Origin of the sequence: Streptomyces sp. LS1784 (assembly GCF_020103755.1) — a bacterium.
Classification (GTDB): domain Bacteria; phylum Actinomycetota; class Actinomycetes; order Streptomycetales; family Streptomycetaceae; genus Kitasatospora.
Window position 1 is genome coordinate 12641 of sequence record NZ_JAHSQD010000042.1, and the last position, 16985, is coordinate 29625.

At 71.6% G+C, this 16985-nt stretch carries 15 protein-coding genes and 1 pseudogene; 15 read left to right on the top strand and 1 reads right to left on the bottom strand.

All coding sequences use genetic code 11. The features are described 5' to 3' along the window. The first annotated feature begins 27 nt into the window (after positions 1-27). Positions 28-945, top strand: coding sequence for a hypothetical protein (locus KS423_RS08225; protein ID WP_224276683.1), 918 nt, complete (start codon positions 28-30; stop codon positions 943-945). 148 nt (positions 946-1093) lie between these two features. On the opposite strand, the gene KS423_RS08230 is transcribed toward KS423_RS08225, so the two are convergent. Next, the gene (locus tag KS423_RS08230; protein ID WP_030056198.1) at positions 1094-1597 is read right to left on the bottom strand and encodes a transcriptional regulator; all 504 of its coding nucleotides are present in this window, start codon (positions 1595-1597) and stop codon (positions 1094-1096) included. Between the two features lie 329 nt (positions 1598-1926). Between KS423_RS08230 and pyrR the strand changes: the two genes are divergently transcribed. From pyrR to KS423_RS08300, 14 genes and pseudogenes are all read left to right on the top strand, one after another. Next, positions 1927-2550, top strand: a complete 624-nt coding sequence (pyrR, locus tag KS423_RS08235) for a bifunctional pyr operon transcriptional regulator/uracil phosphoribosyltransferase PyrR (protein ID WP_224276685.1) — start codon at positions 1927-1929, stop codon at positions 2548-2550. 5 nt (positions 2551-2555) lie between these two features. Further along, the gene (locus KS423_RS08240) at positions 2556-3545 is read left to right on the top strand and encodes an aspartate carbamoyltransferase catalytic subunit (protein ID WP_224276687.1); all 990 of its coding nucleotides are present in this window, start codon (positions 2556-2558) and stop codon (positions 3543-3545) included. 26 nt (positions 3546-3571) lie between these two features. After that, positions 3572-4876: a dihydroorotase gene (locus tag KS423_RS08245; RefSeq protein WP_224276702.1), complete on the top strand. Its 1305-nt coding sequence runs from the start codon at positions 3572-3574 to the stop codon at positions 4874-4876. Further along, positions 4876-5439, top strand: a complete 564-nt coding sequence (locus tag KS423_RS08250) for a hypothetical protein (protein ID WP_224276689.1) — start codon at positions 4876-4878, stop codon at positions 5437-5439. The genes KS423_RS08245 and KS423_RS08250 overlap by 1 nt, the downstream gene beginning before the upstream one ends. After that, positions 5436-6593: a glutamine-hydrolyzing carbamoyl-phosphate synthase small subunit gene (carA, locus tag KS423_RS08255; RefSeq protein WP_224276691.1), complete on the top strand. Its 1158-nt coding sequence runs from the start codon at positions 5436-5438 to the stop codon at positions 6591-6593. The genes KS423_RS08250 and carA overlap by 4 nt, the downstream gene beginning before the upstream one ends. Next, the gene (gene carB, locus KS423_RS08260; protein WP_224276693.1) at positions 6586-9894 is read left to right on the top strand and encodes a carbamoyl-phosphate synthase large subunit; all 3309 of its coding nucleotides are present in this window, start codon (positions 6586-6588) and stop codon (positions 9892-9894) included. The genes carA and carB overlap by 8 nt, the downstream gene beginning before the upstream one ends. A 144-nt stretch (positions 9895-10038) precedes the next feature. After that, entirely contained in the window at positions 10039-11142 is a 1104-nt protein-coding gene (locus tag KS423_RS08265) for a quinone-dependent dihydroorotate dehydrogenase (protein ID WP_224276695.1), read from the top strand. Between the two features lie 31 nt (positions 11143-11173). Further along, positions 11174-12007 (top strand): orotidine-5'-phosphate decarboxylase, encoded by an 834-nt coding sequence (gene pyrF, locus KS423_RS08270; protein WP_224276696.1) that lies wholly within the window; start codon positions 11174-11176, stop codon positions 12005-12007. A gap of 360 nt (positions 12008-12367) precedes the next feature. After that, positions 12368-12694, top strand: a complete 327-nt coding sequence (mihF, locus tag KS423_RS08275; RefSeq protein ID WP_030056187.1) for an integration host factor, actinobacterial type — start codon at positions 12368-12370, stop codon at positions 12692-12694. A 49-nt stretch (positions 12695-12743) separates the two neighbouring features. Continuing rightward, a complete protein-coding gene (gene gmk / locus KS423_RS08280; RefSeq protein WP_224276698.1) occupies positions 12744-13301 on the top strand; it encodes a guanylate kinase in 558 nt (185 codons plus the stop codon). Positions 13302-13338: 37 nt separating this feature from the next. Beyond that, the gene (gene rpoZ / locus KS423_RS08285) at positions 13339-13608 is read left to right on the top strand and encodes a DNA-directed RNA polymerase subunit omega (RefSeq protein ID WP_188297240.1); all 270 of its coding nucleotides are present in this window, start codon (positions 13339-13341) and stop codon (positions 13606-13608) included. Positions 13609-13761: 153 nt separating this feature from the next. Next, positions 13762-14979, top strand: a complete 1218-nt coding sequence (gene coaBC, locus KS423_RS08290) for a bifunctional phosphopantothenoylcysteine decarboxylase/phosphopantothenate--cysteine ligase CoaBC (protein ID WP_224276704.1) — start codon at positions 13762-13764, stop codon at positions 14977-14979. Between the two features lie 151 nt (positions 14980-15130). Then, on the top strand, positions 15131-16339 hold the full coding sequence (gene metK / locus KS423_RS08295; RefSeq protein WP_224276700.1) for a methionine adenosyltransferase: 1209 nt from the start codon (positions 15131-15133) through the stop codon (positions 16337-16339). 105 nt (positions 16340-16444) lie between these two features. Next, positions 16445-16985 (top strand): annotated as a pseudogene (locus tag KS423_RS08300) (primosome assembly protein PriA); the annotation flags it as partial.

A 16985-nucleotide genomic window follows, 5' to 3' on the forward strand; every position in this document is an offset into this window, starting at 1 on the left:
CCCTGCCGAGCGCTGCGAGGTGGGCGCATGAGTCACCTGGGGCGTGCCCGCCGCAACTCCGACTGCACCGCCGGCGGCTCGCGGCCCGCGGTACGGGCGTCGCACCGGCCGCGGCGGGCCGAGGGCGCCGAGCAGGCGTTCGTCATCGGGGTGCTCACCAACGCCGCCGACTTCGCCCGGGCCCGTGCCTGGGGGATCTCCGACGCCCCCGACCACGAGCGCTACCTGGCCGACACCGCCGAGCTGCTGGCCGAGGCGCTGGAGCGGTTCGACACCGTCCGGGCCCGGATGTTCCACCCGCAGGACTTCGAGGAGTTCTGCGTGCTGCACGGGCTGGACCCGGCCGAGCCCGCCGCCCGCGACCGCTACCTGGTCAACCCGGCCCTGCAGACCCAGCTGCTCGCGTACCAGGGCGAGGAGCTGGCCGGGGACTTCGTGCCGCGCCTGGTGCGCGCCCGGGAGAACGGGCTGACGCTCTGCCACGCCGACCTGCTGCTCGACGGGGGCCTGCGCGGGGGCGCGGGCGCGCCCGACGAGGCGCACGCCGCCTGGGTACACGCCGCCTACCAGCGCGGGGGCGAGGTGTTCCGGCGGATGCTGGTCGGCGCGGGCGCCGGCGTGTACGAGCTGCGCCTGCGGGTGGACGCACCCGGCGGGGCGCTGACCGCGGCGGCGCGGGTGCTCCAGTGGGAGGACGGCGTGGTCCGGATCAACGACGAGGACCTGGAGCTGGTCTGCGCGGTCCTCTGCACCGGGCTGGCCCTGGAGCTGCCGGGCGTCGCGGTGCTGCACGGCTCGCAGGGAACGGCCGCCTCCTGCGGGGAGTACCTGCCGGCCTCCTGGGCCTGGTCGAGCGGCGGGCAGGAGTGGGCGCCGGCCGACCGGCCGGTCCGGCTGGACGGCGTGGCGGCGCAGCCCGGCTACAGCCTGGGGACGGTCTGCTGACGCCCGCGCCGCCCCGGGGTGGTGTGCCCACGCCGCGGCGCGGCCCCCGATCCGGGGAGCCGCGCCGTGACGTTTCTGCTTGCCAGCACTACGGAAACGAGTGCTGGATCGTGCCTGGATCCGCTGGCCGGAGCCGGTGCGGTGAGCCTCAGCTCGCGTCCTCCTCGCGCACCGCACGGCGCGCGTCGGGGTTCAGTACGCCCCACGAGATCAGCTGCTCGGTGAGGATCGACGGCGACTGGTCGTAGATGACGGCCAGGGTACGCAGGTCGTCCTGGCGGATCGACAGCACCTTGCCGTTGTAGTCACCGCGCTGGCTCTGGATGGTCGCCGCGTAGCGCTGCAGCGGGCCGGCCTTCTCGGAGGGGACCTGGGTCAGTCTCTCCAGGTCGAGGACCAGGCGCGGCGGCGGCTCGGCCGCACCGCCGGGCGTGCCGCCGGGCAGCAGCTCCTGCACCGGGACGCCGTAGAACTCCGCCAGTTCGGCCAGCCGCTGCACGGTGACCGCACGGTCACCACGCTCGTACGAACCGACGACGACTGCCTTCCAGCGCCCCTGGGACTTCTCCTCGACACCGTGCAGGGAGAGCCCCTGCTGAGTGCGGATCGCTCGGAGCTTGCCTCCGAGTTGCTTCGCGTAGTCGCTGGACATTGATCTCCCCGGACGAGATTGCTTCGCGTTCAGTGGTGGGTCACGGGCGATTGCCGACGTCGTTACCGGTGGGTCCGACGTCCGTCTCGTAACTCACTGTGAGGTTACGTAGAGTAAGGTAGTTGCGTCAAGCCGAATGGGGCAGTCGTGCGAATGGCCCGCATCGTCGGCGCGTCCGGAGTGTTAACCCGGGGAAGCGGAATGATGGACGTCTGTTTGCGATCCGGCGCGCTGGTAGGATGACCGGAGCCCGCGCCCCGTCGGCGGGGGCCATCCCAGACATCCTTTAAGGCCCGTCCCGTGAGGCGGGGAAGGAGGTCCGCTTCGGCATGACCGCACACCACGAACCGACGCCCCGGCCGCCGCACCAGGTGCTGGACGGCACGGACATCGCCCGGGTCGTCACCCGGATAGCGCACGAGATCGTCGAGCGCGCCAAGGGCGCGGAGGACGTCGTGCTGCTCGGCATCCACACCAGGGGCGTCCACCTCGCCCGCCGCCTGCACGGCCGGCTGGCCCAGATCACCGGGCGCGAGATCCCGCTGGGCACCCTGGACATCACCATGTACCGGGACGACCTGCGGCTGAAGCCCGCCCGCGCCCTGGAGCACACCGAGATCCCGCCCGGCGGCATCGACGGCAAGCTCGTCATCCTGGTCGACGACGTGCTCTTCTCCGGCCGCACCATCCGTGCCGCGCTCGACGCTCTGAACGACATCGGCCGCCCGCGCGCCGTCCAGCTCGCCGTCCTGGTCGACCGCGGCCACCGCGAGCTGCCGATCCGCGCCGACTACGTGGGCAAGAACCTCCCCACCTCGCTGCGCGAGGCCGTGCAGGTGCGCCTGTCCGACAGCGACGGCGTGGACGCCGTCCTGGTCGGGGACCGCGACTTCACCGCACGTTCCTCGCAGGCCATGGCAGCCAAGCCGTCCGAACCGCACCTCCCGGAGTAACCCGCGTGAAGCGCCACCTCGTCTCCGCCGCCGATCTCAGCCGCGACGACGCGCTGCTGATCCTGGACACCGCCGAGGAGCTGGCCCAGCTCTCCGGCCGGGCCGTCAAGAAGCTGCCCACGCTGCGCGGCCGCACCGTCGTCAACCTCTTCTTCGAGGACTCCACCCGGACGAAGACCTCCTTCGAGGTCGCCGAGAAGCGCCTGTCGGCCGACGTCATCAACTTCTCCGCCAAGGGCTCCTCGGTCTCCAAGGGCGAGAGCCTCAAGGACACCGCGCTGACCCTCCAGGCGATGGGCGCCGACGCGGTGGTCATCCGCCACCACGCCTCCGGCGCGCCGGCCCGGCTGGCCCAGTCCGACTGGCTGCACGGCAGCGTGATCAACGCCGGTGACGGCACCCACGAGCACCCCACCCAGGCGCTGCTCGACGCCTTCACCATGCGCCGCCACCTCAACCCGGGTGCCGGCCACGACCTGGCCGGCCGCCGGGTGACCATCGTGGGTGACGTCCTGCACAGCCGGGTCGCCCGCTCCAACGTCCACCTGCTGAACACCCTCGGCGCGCAGGTCACCTTCGTCGCCCCGCCCACGCTGCTGCCGATCGGGGTCGAGAACTGGCCCTGCGAGATCAGCTACGACCTGGACAGCGTGCTGCCCAAGACGGACGCGCTGATGATGCTGCGGGTGCAGCGCGAGCGGATGAACGCCGCGTTCTTCCCGACCGAGCGCGAGTACAGCCGTCGCTACGGCATGAACGGCCGCCGGATGGCCCAGCTGCCGGACCACGCCATCGTGATGCACCCCGGCCCGATGGTCCGCGGCATGGAGATCACCGCCGAGGTCGCCGACTCGCCGCGCTGCACCGCGGTCGAGCAGGTCGCCAACGGCGTCTCCGTCCGGATGGCCGTCCTCTACCTGCTGCTCGGCGGCGCCGTCTTCGCCGACGCGCCCGCCGAAACCCCCCGTACCGACTCCGTGGAGACCGCCCAGTGAACGAGAGCAGCGAGCGAACCGGCACCATGGTCAGCTACCTGATCCGCAACGCCAGGATCCTGGACGGCGCCCCGCAGGACCTCCACCTCGCCGACGGTGTGATCAAGGAGATCGGCACCGGCCTGACGGTCGAGGCGGACATCGAGATCGACGCCACCGGGCTGATCGCCCTGCCCGGGCTGGTCGACCTGCACACCCACCTGCGCGAGCCCGGCCGCGAGGACGCCGAGACCGTGCTGACCGGCACCCGGGCCGCCGCGATGGGCGGCTTCACCGCCGTGCACGCGATGGCCAACACCACCCCGGTGGCCGACACCGCCGGCGTGGTCGAGCAGGTCTGGCGGCTCGGCCAGGAGGCCGGCTACTGCGACGTGCAGCCGGTCGGCGCCGTCACCGTCGGCCTGGAGGGCAAGAAGCTCGCCGAGCTCGGCGCGATGCACGAGTCCGCCGCGGGCGTCCGGGTCTTCTCCGACGACGGCAAGTGCGTGGACGACGCGGTGCTGATGCGCCGCGCCCTGGAGTACGTCAAGGCCTTCGACGGCGTCGTCGCCCAGCACGCCCAGGAGCCGCGGCTGACCGAGGGCGCCCAGATGAACGAGGGCCAGGTCTCCGGCGAGCTCGGGCTCGGCGGCTGGCCGGCCGTCGCCGAGGAGTCGATCATCGCCCGCGACGTGCTGCTCGCCGCGCACGTCGGCTCCCGGCTGCACGTCTGCCACCTCTCCACGGCCGGCTCGGTCGAGATCGTCCGCTGGGCCAAGTCCAAGGGCTGGGACGTCACCGCCGAGGTGACCCCGCACCACCTGCTGCTCACCGACGAGCTGGTCCGCACCTACGACCCGGTGTACAAGGTGAACCCGCCGCTGCGCACCGCCGAGGACGTCCAGGCGCTGCGCAAGGCGCTGGCCGACGGCACCATCGACGCCGTCGCCACCGACCACGCGCCGCACCCGGCCGAGGACAAGGACTGCGAGTGGGCCGTGGCCGCGATGGGCATGGTCGGCCTGGAGACCGCACTGTCGGTCGTGCAGCAGACCATGGTCGACACCGGCCTGCTGAACTGGGAGGGCGTCGCGGACCGGATGTCGCACCGCCCGGCCCGGATCGGCCGTCTCGCCGGCCACGGTCGGCCGATCTCGGTGGGTGAGCCGGCCAACCTGGTGCTGTTCGATCCCGCGTACCGTGGTGTCGTGAACCCGGACAGCTTCGCCACCCGCAGCCGCAACACCCCCTACAAGGGCCTGGACCTGCCCGGACGGGTGCACGCCACCTTCCTGCGCGGGCGTGCCACCGTGCTGGCCGGCGAGCCGGCCGAGCAGGGCGGCACGGAGTGATGTACCACGCCACGCTCGCCCAGGAGCAGGCGAAGGTCACCAACTGGCCCGGCTACATCGGCTGGTCCGTCGGCCTGCTGATCGTGATCGGCCTCGTCTACTGGCTGATGCGCCAGGGCTGGAACTGGCGGCGCACCCTGCAGTCCGGCATCCCGCCGCTGCCGGCCGTGCCGGCCCGCGCCGGGCGCACCCTCCTGGAGACCAGCGGCCGGTACCACGGCACGACCACCGCCGGGAACTGGCTCGACCGGGTCGTCGCGCACGGCCTGGGCACCCGCAGCCGTGCCGACCTCACCCTCGGCGAGGACGGCCTGCTGGTGCAGCGCCCCGGTGACGTCGACTTCTGGATCCCGGCCGAACACCTGACCGGTGCCCGCACGGACTCCGGGATCGCCGGCAAGGTCGTCCCCTCCGGGCTGCTCGTCGTCACCTGGACGCACGAGGGCTCCGAGCTGGACTCCGGCTTCCGGGCCGACCACCCCGATGAGCACGCCGCCTGGGTCGAGGCGATCGCTCAGCTCGCAACACGCACGAAGACGAAGACGGAAGAGGCCGCCCAATGACCGCACCTGCCCCCACCACGCAGCGCCAACGGCGGGAGCGTACGCCCGCTGTGCTCGTCCTGGAGGACGGCCGGACCTTCCGCGGCCAGGCCTACGGCGCTCTCGGTGAGACCTTCGGCGAGGCGGTCTTCAACACCGGCATGTCCGGCTACCAGGAGACCCTCACCGACCCGTCGTACCACCGCCAGGTGGTCGTGATGACCGCCCCGCAGATCGGCAACACCGGCTGGAACGACGAGGACGACGAGTCCAAGCAGATCTGGGTCGCCGGCTACGTGGTGCGCGACCCCGCCCGGGTCGCCTCCAACTGGCGCTCCCGCCGCCCGCTCGACGAGGAACTGGTCAACCAGGGCGTCGTCGGCATCAGCGGCATCGACACCCGCGCGCTGACCCGCCACCTGCGCGAGCGCGGCGCGATGCGCTGCGGCATCTTCTCCGGCGAGGCGCTGGCCGACCAGGCCACCCTGCTCGCCCGGGTGCAGCAGTCGCCCGAGATGAAGGGCGCCGACCTGTGCGCCGAGGTCGCCACCACCGAGCCGTACGTGGTGCCCGCGATCGGTGAGAAGCGGTTCACCGTCGCCGCGCTGGACCTCGGCATCAAGGCGATGACCCCGCAGCGGATGGCCGAGCGCGGCATCGAGGTGCACGTGCTGCCGGCCAACGCCACCCTGGAGGACGTCTACGCCGTCAACCCCGACGGTGTCTTCTTCTCCAACGGCCCGGGCGACCCGGCCACCGCCGACCACCAGGTCGCCGTGGCGCAGGGCGTGCTGGAGCGCAGGACCCCGTTCTTCGGGATCTGCTTCGGCAACCAGATCCTCGGCCGCGCCCTGGGCTTCGGCACCTACAAGCTCAAGTACGGCCACCGCGGCATCAACCAGCCGGTGCAGGACCGCACCACCGGCAAGGTCGAGGTGACCGCCCACAACCACGGCTTCGCCGTGAACGCCCCGCTGGACAAGGTGAGCGACACCGCCTACGGGCGGGTCGAGGTCTCCCACGTCTGCCTCAACGACGACGTGGTCGAGGGCCTCCAGGCGCTCGACGTCCCCGCCTTCAGCGTGCAGTACCACCCCGAAGCGGCCGCCGGTCCGCACGACGCCGCCTACCTGTTCGACCGCTTCGTGAAGCTCATGGAGGGCCAGCGTGCCTAAGCGCACTGACATCAAGTCCGTCCTGGTGATCGGCTCCGGCCCGATCGTGATCGGCCAGGCCGCCGAGTTCGACTACTCGGGTACGCAGGCCTGCCGGGTCCTCAAGGCCGAGGGCCTGCGGGTCGTGCTGGTCAACTCCAACCCGGCCACGATCATGACCGACCCGGAGATCGCCGACGCCACCTACGTCGAGCCGATCACCCCGGAGTTCGTCGAGAAGATCATCGCCAAGGAGCGCCCCGACGCGCTGCTGCCGACCCTCGGCGGCCAGACCGCGCTCAACGCCGCGATCTCGCTGCACAAGGCGGGCACGCTGGAGAAGTACGGCGTCGAGCTGATCGGCGCCGACGTCGAGGCGATCAACAAGGGTGAGGACCGCGACCTCTTCAAGGGTGTCGTCGAGGCCGTCAACGCCAAGATCGGCCACGGCGAGTCCGCCCGCTCGGTCATCTGCCACACCATGGACGAGGTGCTGGCCGGCGTCGACACGCTCGGCGGCTACCCGGTCGTCGTCCGCCCCTCCTTCACCATGGGCGGCGCCGGCTCCGGCTTCGCCCACAACGAGGAGGACCTGCGCCGCATCGCCGGCCAGGGCCTGACCCTCTCGCCGACCACCGAGGTGCTCCTGGAGGAGTCCATCCTCGGCTGGAAGGAGTACGAGCTGGAGCTGATGCGCGACAAGCACGACAACGTCGTGGTCGTCTGCTCCATCGAGAACTTCGACCCGATGGGCGTGCACACCGGTGACTCGATCACCGTCGCCCCGGCGATGACCCTCACCGACCGCGAGTACCAGATCCTGCGCGACATCGGTATCGCCGTCATCCGCGAGGTCGGCGTCGACACCGGCGGCTGCAACATCCAGTTCGCCGTCAACCCCGAGGACGGCCGGGTCATCGTCATCGAGATGAACCCGCGCGTCTCCCGCTCCTCGGCGCTCGCCTCGAAGGCCACCGGCTTCCCGATCGCCAAGATCGCCGCCAAGCTGGCCGTCGGCTACACCCTGGACGAGATCCCCAACGACATCACCGAGGAGACCCCGGCCTCCTTCGAGCCGACCCTCGACTACGTCGTGGTCAAGGTGCCGCGGTTCGCGTTCGAGAAGTTCCCGAGCGCCGACGCGACGCTGACCACGACCATGAAGTCGGTCGGCGAGGCCATGGCCCTCGGCCGCAACTTCCCCGAGGCGCTCCAGAAGGCGCTGCGCTCGCTGGAGAAGAAGGGCTCCCAGTTCTCCTGGACCGGCCCGGTGGGCGAGAAGGCCGAGCTGCTGGCCAAGGCGGTCGTGCCGACCGACGGCCGGATCAACACCGTGATGGAGGCCATCCGGGCCGGCGCCACCCCGGAGGAGGTGTTCGAGGCCACCAAGATCGACCCGTGGTTCGTCGACCAGCTCTTCCTGCTGGACGAGATCGCCGCCGAGCTGGCCGAGGCCGCCGAGCTCACCCCCGAGCTGCTGCGCCACGCCAAGCGGCACGGCTTCTCCGACCAGCAGATCGGCGAGATCCGCGGGCTGAAGCCGGACGTCGTCCGCGAGGTGCGCCACGCCCTCGGCATCCGCCCGGTGTTCAAGACCGTCGACACCTGCGCCGCCGAGTTCGCCGCCAAGACCCCGTACTTCTACTCGTCCTACGACGAGGAGAACGAGGTCGCCCCGCGCACCAAGCCCGCCGTGATCATCCTGGGCTCGGGCCCGAACCGCATCGGCCAGGGCATCGAGTTCGACTACTCCTGCGTGCACGCCTCCTTCGCGCTCGCCGACGCCGGGTACGAGACCGTCATGGTCAACTGCAACCCGGAGACCGTCTCCACCGACTACGACACCTCCGACCGGCTCTACTTCGAGCCGCTCACCCTGGAGGACGTGCTGGAGATCGTCCACGCCGAGCAGCAGGCCGGCCCGCTCGCCGGGGTGATCGTCCAGCTCGGCGGCCAGACCCCGCTGGGCCTGGCCCAGGCGCTCAAGGACAACGGCGTGCCGATCGTCGGCACCCAGCCCGAGGCGATCGACCTCGCCGAGGAGCGCGGCGCCTTCGGCCGCGTCCTGCGCGACGCCGGCCTGCCCGCGCCCAAGCACGGCACCGCCTTCTCCTTCGCGGAGGCCAAGGCGATCGCCGACGAGATCGGCTACCCGGTGCTCGCCCGCCCGTCCTACGTGCTCGGCGGCCGCGGCATGGAGATCGTCTACGACGAGGCCTCGCTCGCCTCGTACCTGGAGCGGCACGCCGGTCTGATCTCCGAGCACCCGGTGCTCATCGACCGCTTCCTCGACGACGCGGTGGAGATCGACGTCGACGCGCTCTACGACGGCTCCGAGCTCTACCTCGGCGGCGTCATGGAGCACATCGAGGAGGCCGGCATCCACTCCGGCGACTCCGCCTGCGCGCTGCCCCCGATCACCCTCGGCGGCTTCGACATCAAGCGCCTGCGCACCTCCACCGAGGCCATCGCGCGCGGTGTCGGCGTCCGGGGCCTGATCAACATCCAGTTCGCGCTGGCCGGGGACATCCTCTACGTCCTGGAGGCCAACCCGCGCGCCTCCCGGACCGTCCCGTTCACCTCCAAGGCGACCGCCGTGCCGCTGGCCAAGGCCGCCGCCCGGATCTCGCTCGGCGCCACCATCGCCGAGCTGCGCGCCGAGGGCCTGCTGCCGGCCGAGGGCGACGGCGGCACGCTGCCCGCCGACGCGCCGATCGCGGTCAAGGAGGCCGTGATGCCGTGGAGCCGCTTCCGCGACGTCCACGGCCGCGGGGTGGACACCGTGCTCGGCCCGGAGATGCGCTCGACCGGTGAGGTCATGGGCATCGACAAGGTCTTCGGCACGGCCTACGCCAAGTCGCAGACCGGTGCCTACGGCGCGCTGCCGACCAAGGGCAAGGTCTTCGTCTCGGTGGCCAACCGGGACAAGCGCAACCTGGTCTTCCCGGCCCGGGCGCTGGTCGGCCTCGGCTTCGAGCTGCTCGCCACCGCCGGCACCGCCGAGGTGCTCCAGCGCGGCGGCATCCCCGCCACCGTGGTGCGCAAGCACAGCGAGGGCGAGGGCCCGAACGGCGAGCGGACCATCGTCCAGCTGATCCACGACGGCGAGGTCGACCTCATCATCAACACGCCGTACGGCACCGGCGGCCGCCTCGACGGCTACGAGATCCGCACCGCGGCCGTGGCCCGCGCGGTGCCCTGCCTGACCACCGTCCAGGCGATGGGCGCGGCCGTCCAGGGCATCGACCGGCTGCTGCGCGACGAGGTCGGAGTGATGTCGCTCCAGGAGCACGCCGAGCTGATCAACGCCGGCCGCAAGTAGCACCACCGCAGTGGGGGGCACCGAAGCCAGTCGGGTGCCCCCCACTTCCATGCCCGCCCACCCTCCCCCAGCCTTCGGCCGGGGGTGCCCCCAGGCCCGCCGCCACGCCCACGTCCGGTAACAGCTCCGGGAGTTGAACCACCCTTGTACAAGCTTCTGTTCGACCTCGTCTTCAAGAAGATGGACCCCGAGAAGGCCCACCACCTCGCCTTCTTCTGGATCCGCCTCGCCTCCTCGGTGCCCGGCCTGCGCACCCTGGTGCGGCTGGTGCTCGCCCCGCGTGACCGGGCCCTGCGCACCGGTGCCCTCGGCCTCGACCTGCCCGGCCCGTTCGGCCTGGCGGCCGGCTTCGACAAGAACGGCGTCGGCATCGACGGCCTGTCGATGCTCGGCTTCGACTACGTCGAGATCGGCACCATCACCGGCGAGCCCCAGCCGGGCAACCCGGCGCCCCGGCTGTTCCGCCTGGTCGAGGACCGCGCGCTGATCAACCGGATGGGCTTCAACAACCAGGGCTCGGCTCGGGTCGCCGCCCGACTGGCCGCCCGCCCGCACACCAGCTCCACCCCGGTGATCGGCGTCAACATCGGCAAGACCAAGGTGGTCGAGGAGGCCGACGCCGTCGCCGACTACGTGAAGTCCACCGAGCGGCTGGCCAAGTACGCCGACTACCTGGTGGTCAACGTCAGCTCGCCGAACACCCCCGGGCTGCGCAACCTCCAGGCCGTGGACCACCTGCGGCCGCTGCTGGCCGCCGTCCGCGAGGCCGCCGACCGCACCACCGCGCACCACGTGCCGCTGCTGGTCAAGATCGCCCCCGACCTGGCCGACGAGGACGTCGACGCGGTCGCCGACCTCGCCCTGGAGCTGGGCCTGGACGGCATCATCGCCACCAACACCACGATCGGCCGCGAGGGCCTGCGCACCGACGCCGGGCGGGTCGAGGAGATCGGCATGGGCGGCCTGTCCGGCGCCCCGCTCAAGGCCCGCGCCCTGGAGGTCCTCCAGCGGCTGCGCGCCCGCACCGAGGGCCGGCTGACCCTCGTCTCGGTCGGCGGCATCGAGACCGCCGAGGACGCCTGGCAGCGGATCGTCCACGGCGCCGACCTGGTCCAGGGCTACAGCGCCTTCATCTACGAGGGCCCGTTCTGGTGCCGGAAGATCCACAAGGGCCTGTCCGCCAAGGTCCGTGCGGGCGGCTTCCGCAACCTGGCCGAGGCCGTCGGCAGCGCCGTGCGCAGCTCCTGAACTCCCCCCACCACCTCCGGAAAGAGACGACATGACCCTCGCCCCGTTCGGCGCCCGGCTGCGCCAGGCCCTCGACACCCGCGGCCAGCTCTGCGTCGGCATCGACCCGCACGCCTCCCTGCTCGCCGCCTGGGGGCTCGGCGACGACCTGGCCGGGCTGGAGACCTTCAGCCGCACCGTGGTCGAGGCGCTGGCCGACCGGGTGGCCGTGCTCAAGCCGCAGGCCGCCTTCTTCGAGCGCTTCGGCAGCAAGGGCGTCGCGGTGCTGGAGAAGACCGTCGAGGAGGCCCGGGCTGCCGGCGCGCTGGTCCTGATGGACGCCAAGCGCGGAGACATCGGCTCCACCATGGCCGCGTACGCCGAGGCCTTCCTGTCGCCGGGCAGCCCGCTGTTCTCGGACGCGGTGACGGTCAGCCCGTACCTGGGCTTCGGCTCGCTGCGCCCGGCCCTGGACCTGGCCCGGGAGCAGGGCTGCGGTGTGTTCGCGCTGGCGCTCACCTCCAACCCGGAGGGTGCCGAGGTGCAGCGCGCGGTCGGCGCGGACGGCGAGCCGGTCGCGGCCTCGGTGCTGCGGCAGCTGGCGGCCGAGAACGCGGGCGCCGCGCCGCTCGGCTCCTTCGGCGCGGTGGTCGGCGCGACGCTGGCCGACGCGGGCGTGGAGCTGGCCATCAACGGCCCGCTGCTGGCCCCCGGGATCGGCGCCCAGGGCGCGACCATGGCGGACCTGCCGCGGGTGTTCGGCGCCTCGGTGATCAACGTGGTGCCGAGCGTCAGCCGGGACGTGCTCAAGCACGGCCCGTCGGTGCCGGCGCTGCGGGAGGCGGCGGAGCGTTTCGTCGGCGAGTTCGCGGACGCCGTCAAGTAGGTCCGCGGCCGTCGGGCGGGGCGGCCGGGCATCCGTCCGGTGACGTGCGCAGTGTCCGCAGGACGGCGGAGGCGTTCGCGAGTCGACGTGAGCGCCGTCACATCGACCCTGTCAAAGTCTCGCAATCGCGGTCATTTTGCCCCGGAAAGTCCTGGTCGGCCTTGGCTGACCAGGACTTTTCGTGTTCTTTTCCTGACGTGGCGCCGCAATACGGGTAGTGTCCGGCGATAGGTCATCGGCGAGCCGCGATTTCCGCGTCTCCCGCAGGTCAGGGCCTTGTGGTTCCCCTTGCGGACGGTGTCCTCGGTACCGAACCAGTCCTAGCTCAATCCCTTCCATCCACACCCTGAGGTGAACGGCGTGGCTCTTCCGCCCCTTACCCCTGAACAGCGCACCGCCGCGCTCGCCAAGGCCGCCGAGGCTCGCCGGGAGCGCGCCGAGGTCAAGAACCGGCTCAAGCACTCCGGCGCCTCCCTGCACGAGGTGATCAAGGCCGGCAAGGCCGACAACGACGTCATCGGCAAGATGAAGGTCTCGGCCCTGCTGGAGTCCCTTCCGGGGGTTGGCAAGGTCCGCGCCAAGCAGATCATGGAGCGCCTCGGCATCAGCGAGAGCCGGCGTGTCCGCGGCCTCGGTACGAACCAGATCGCTTCCCTGGAGCGGGAGTTCGGCGGTGGCGCCGCCTGACCGTGCCCCCGTGGTCCCAGGATCCCCCGCGATCCGGGATAATCGGTGCATGAGTGAGCGTCCGCGGCTGACCGTGCTCTCCGGCCCTTCGGGGGTCGGCAAGAGCACGGTCGTCGCTCATATGAGGAAGATGTACCCCGAGGTCTGGCTCTCGGTGTCGGCGACGACCCGCCATCCGAGGCCCGGCGAGAAGAACGGGGTCCAGTACCACTTCGTCGACAACGACGAGTTCGACAAGCTGGTCGCCAACGGCGAGCTGCTGGAGTGGGCCGAGTTCGCCGGGAACCGCTACGGGACCCCGCGCGCGGCCGTACACGAGAAGCTGGAGCGCGGCGAGCCGGTGCTGCTGGAGATCGACCTCCAGGGCGCCCGGCAGGTGCGCGAGTCGATGCCCGAGGCGCAGCTGGTCTTCCTGGCTCCGCCGAGCTGGGACGAGCTGGTCCGCCGGCTGACGGGCCGGGGCACCGAGCCGCAGGACGTGATCGAGAAGCGGCTGGAGGCGGCCAAGGTCGAGCTCGCGGCCGAGCCCGAGTTCGACACGACCCTTGTCAACACCTCCGTCGAGCAGGTAGCGGCCGAACTGCTAGCCTTGCTCGGTGTAGCCTGACCTGTCTGTCTTTTCCACCCTTTCGGAAGGTTTTAGCGTGTCCTCTTCCATGACCGCGCCCGAGGGCATCATCAACCCGCCGATCGACGAGCTGCTTGAGGCCACCGACTCCAAGTACAGCCTCGTGATCTACGCCGCCAAGCGCGCGCGCCAGATCAACGCGTACTACTCCCAGCTCGGCGAGGGCCTGCTGGAGTACGTCGGCCCGCTGGTCGACACCCACGTGCACGAGAAGCCGCTGTCGATCGCCCTGCGCGAGATCAACGCGGGCATGCTGACCGCCGAGGCGGTCGAGGGCGCCGCCTGAGGCAGCCCCGTACCTTTCCCGGAGGGCCCGGCGGAATCGTTTCCGCCGGGCCCTCCGGTGTTCCGGCTCTGTGGTGGGGCACCCGTGCGGGCGCCGACCGGGGGGTCGTAGGGTGAGCGGGTTCCGGATCGGGAGAAAGGTCGGTACGTGACTGTGGACGCCCCCCGCGTGGTCCTCGGCGTGAGCGGCGGGATCGCCGCCTACAAGGCGTGCGAGCTGCTGCGCCGCTTCACCGAGTCAGGCCACCAGGTCACCGTGGTACCGACCGCGGCCGCGCTGCACTTCGTCGGCGAGGCGACCTGGGCGGCGCTGTCCGGGCGCCCGGCCGCCACCGAGACCTGGGAGCGCGTGCACGAGGTGCCGCACGTGCGGATCGGGCAGCAGGCCGACCTGGTCGTGGTCGCCCCGGCCACCGCCGACCTGATCGCCAAGGCCGCCCACGGCCTCGCCGACGACCTGCTGACCAACACCCTGCTCACCGCCCGCTGTCCGGTCGTGCTGGCGCCCGCCATGCACACCGAGATGTGGGAGCACCCGGCCACCCGGGACAACGTGGCCACGCTGCGCCGCCGGGGCGTGATCGTGCTGGAGCCGGCCGTCGGGCGGCTGACCGGGAAGGACACCGGCAAGGGGAGGCTGCCCGAGCCGTCGGCGATCTTCGACGCCTGCCGGGCCGTGCTGCGCCGGGGCGGGGCGGTGCCGACCGACCTGGCGGGCCGGCACGTGGTGGTCTCGGCCGGCGGTACCCGGGAGCCGCTGGACCCGGTGCGCTACCTGGGCAACCGCTCGTCCGGCAAGCAGGGCTACGCGCTCGCCGTGACGGCCGCGGCGCGCGGGGCCAGAGTGACGTTGCTCTCGGCCAACGCGGAGCTGCCGGACCCGGCCGGGGTGGACGTGGTGCACGTCTCGACCGCGCTGGAGCTGCGCGAGGCGGCGCTGGAGGCGGTCCAGGACGCAGACGCCGTGGTGATGGCCGCGGCGGTGGCGGACTTCCGTCCCGCCGAGTACGCGACCGGCAAGATCAAGAAGGTCGAGGGGGTCGAGCAGGCGCCCGTCGCACTGGTCCGCAATCCCGACATCCTGGCCGAGCTGTCGGCCCACCGGGCCCGTTCGGGTCAACTCGTGGTGGGTTTCGCGGCGGAGACCGACGACGTGCTCGCCAACGGTCGCGCCAAGCTCGCCCGCAAGGGCTGCGACCTGCTCGTCGTGAACGAGGTGGGCAACGGCAAGGCCTTCGGCACGGACGTCAACGAGGCCGTGGTGCTGGGCTCGGACGGTAGTGAGACGGCCGTTCCGGTGGGCCCGAAGGAGGCGCTCGCGGACGTGGTCTGGGACCTGGTGGCAAAGCGGCTGGAAACGGGCGGCAACTGATCGGAACCGCTCGCGCGGCGGTCGAGAATTCCTGAAGCGGGTGACGTTCTCCGGAACCAGACCGTTAGACTCCAGGAATCAAGTCTTTCCGGAGTTCCCCGGTTCGCCCGGGGAACTTCAGTCAGCAGCCGCTGCAACCCCAGGGAGCGCTGTGTCTCGCCGCCTGTTCACCTCGGAGTCCGTGACCGAGGGACACCCCGACAAGATCGCTGACCAGATCAGCGACACCATCCTTGACGCTCTCCTGCGGGAGGACCCGACGTCCCGGGTCGCCGTGGAGACGCTCATCACCACCGGCCAGGTGCACGTGGCCGGCGAGGTGACCACCAAGGCGTACGCGCCGATCGCCCAGCTCGTCCGGGACAAGATCCTGGAGATCGGCTACGACAGCTCCAAGAAGGGCTTCGACGGCGCCTCCTGCGGTGTCTCGGTGTCCATCGGTGCCCAGTCGCCCGACATCGCGCAGGGTGTCGACACCGCGTACGAGGCCCGGGTCGAAGGCGACGAGGACGACCTGGACAAGCAGGGCGCCGGTGACCAGGGCCTGATGTTCGGCTACGCGTCCGACGAGACGCCCGAGCTCATGCCGCTGCCGATCACCCTGGCGCACCGCCTCTCCCGCCGCCTGACCGAGGTGCGCAAGAACGGGACCATCCCCTACCTGCGCCCCGACGGCAAGACCCAGGTCACCATCGAGTACGACGGCGACAAGGCCGTCCGCCTCGACACCGTGGTCGTCTCCACCCAGCACGCCAGCGACATCGACCTGGAGTCGCTGCTCACCCCGGACATCCGCGAGTTCGTGGTCGAGCCGGAGCTGAAGGCGCTGGCCGAGCAGGGCATCAAGCTGACCACCGAGGGCTACCGCCTGCTGGTCAACCCGACCGGCCGCTTCGAGATCGGCGGCCCGATGGGTGACGCCGGCCTCACCGGCCGCAAGATCATCATCGACACCTACGGCGGCATGGCCCGCCACGGCGGCGGCGCCTTCTCCGGCAAGGACCCGTCCAAGGTGGACCGCTCGGCCGCGTACGCGATGCGCTGGGTGGCGAAGAACATCGTCGCCGCCGGCCTCGCCCGCCGCGCCGAGGTGCAGGTCGCGTACGCGATCGGCAAGGCCGAGCCGGTCGGCCTGTTCGTGGAGACCTTCGGCACCGAGACCGTGCCGGTCCTCTCCATCCAGAAGGCCGTCTCCGAGGTCTTCGACCTGCGTCCCGCCGCGATCATCCGCGACCTGGACCTGCTGCGCCCGATCTACGCCCAGACCGCGGCGTACGGCCACTTCGGCCGTGAGCTGCCGGACTTCACCTGGGAGCGCACCGACCGGGTGGAGCAGCTGAAGGCCGCCGTGCAGGACTGACGTCCTCGGCTCCTGATCCGTAGCGCCCGAAGCGGCGTCCGCCCCCGAACGGGGACGGGCGTCGCTTCGTGCATTGTCGGTGTGACCTGGTAGTACTTGGTGGCGATGAGCAGCACAGGGGACAACGGGGCCGGCGAGCCGGAGCAGCTGGCGTTCATCCGGGAGACGGTCAAGCGGGCCAAGCCGCGCACCTGGCGCGGGGCCAAGCGGGCCGAGCACCTGCCGGTGGCCCGGGTCGTGGTGGACAAGGGCGTGCTCACCATCGACAAGTTCTTCGACTACGAGGTGCCGGCCGGCATGGCCGAGGAGGCCCAGCCCGGAGTGCGGGTGCGGGTGCGCTTCGGGGCACGGGTGGTGAAGGGCCAGCGCGAGGGCGGCGAGCTGCACGACGGGTTCATCGTCGCCCGGCTGGAGAAGAGCGACTTCCCCGGCCCGCTCGCCCCGTTGGCCCAGGTGCTCTCGCCCGAGCCGGTGCTCACCCCGCAGCTGCTGCGGCTGTGCCGGACCGTCGCCGACCGGTACGCCGGCACGCTGGCCGACGTGCTCCAGCTGGCCGTCCCGCCCCGGCACGCCAAGGCCGAGGCCGAACCCTCGCCGCCGCCACTGCCGCGCCCGGCCGCCCCGGCCCCCGGTGGCTGGCAGCGCT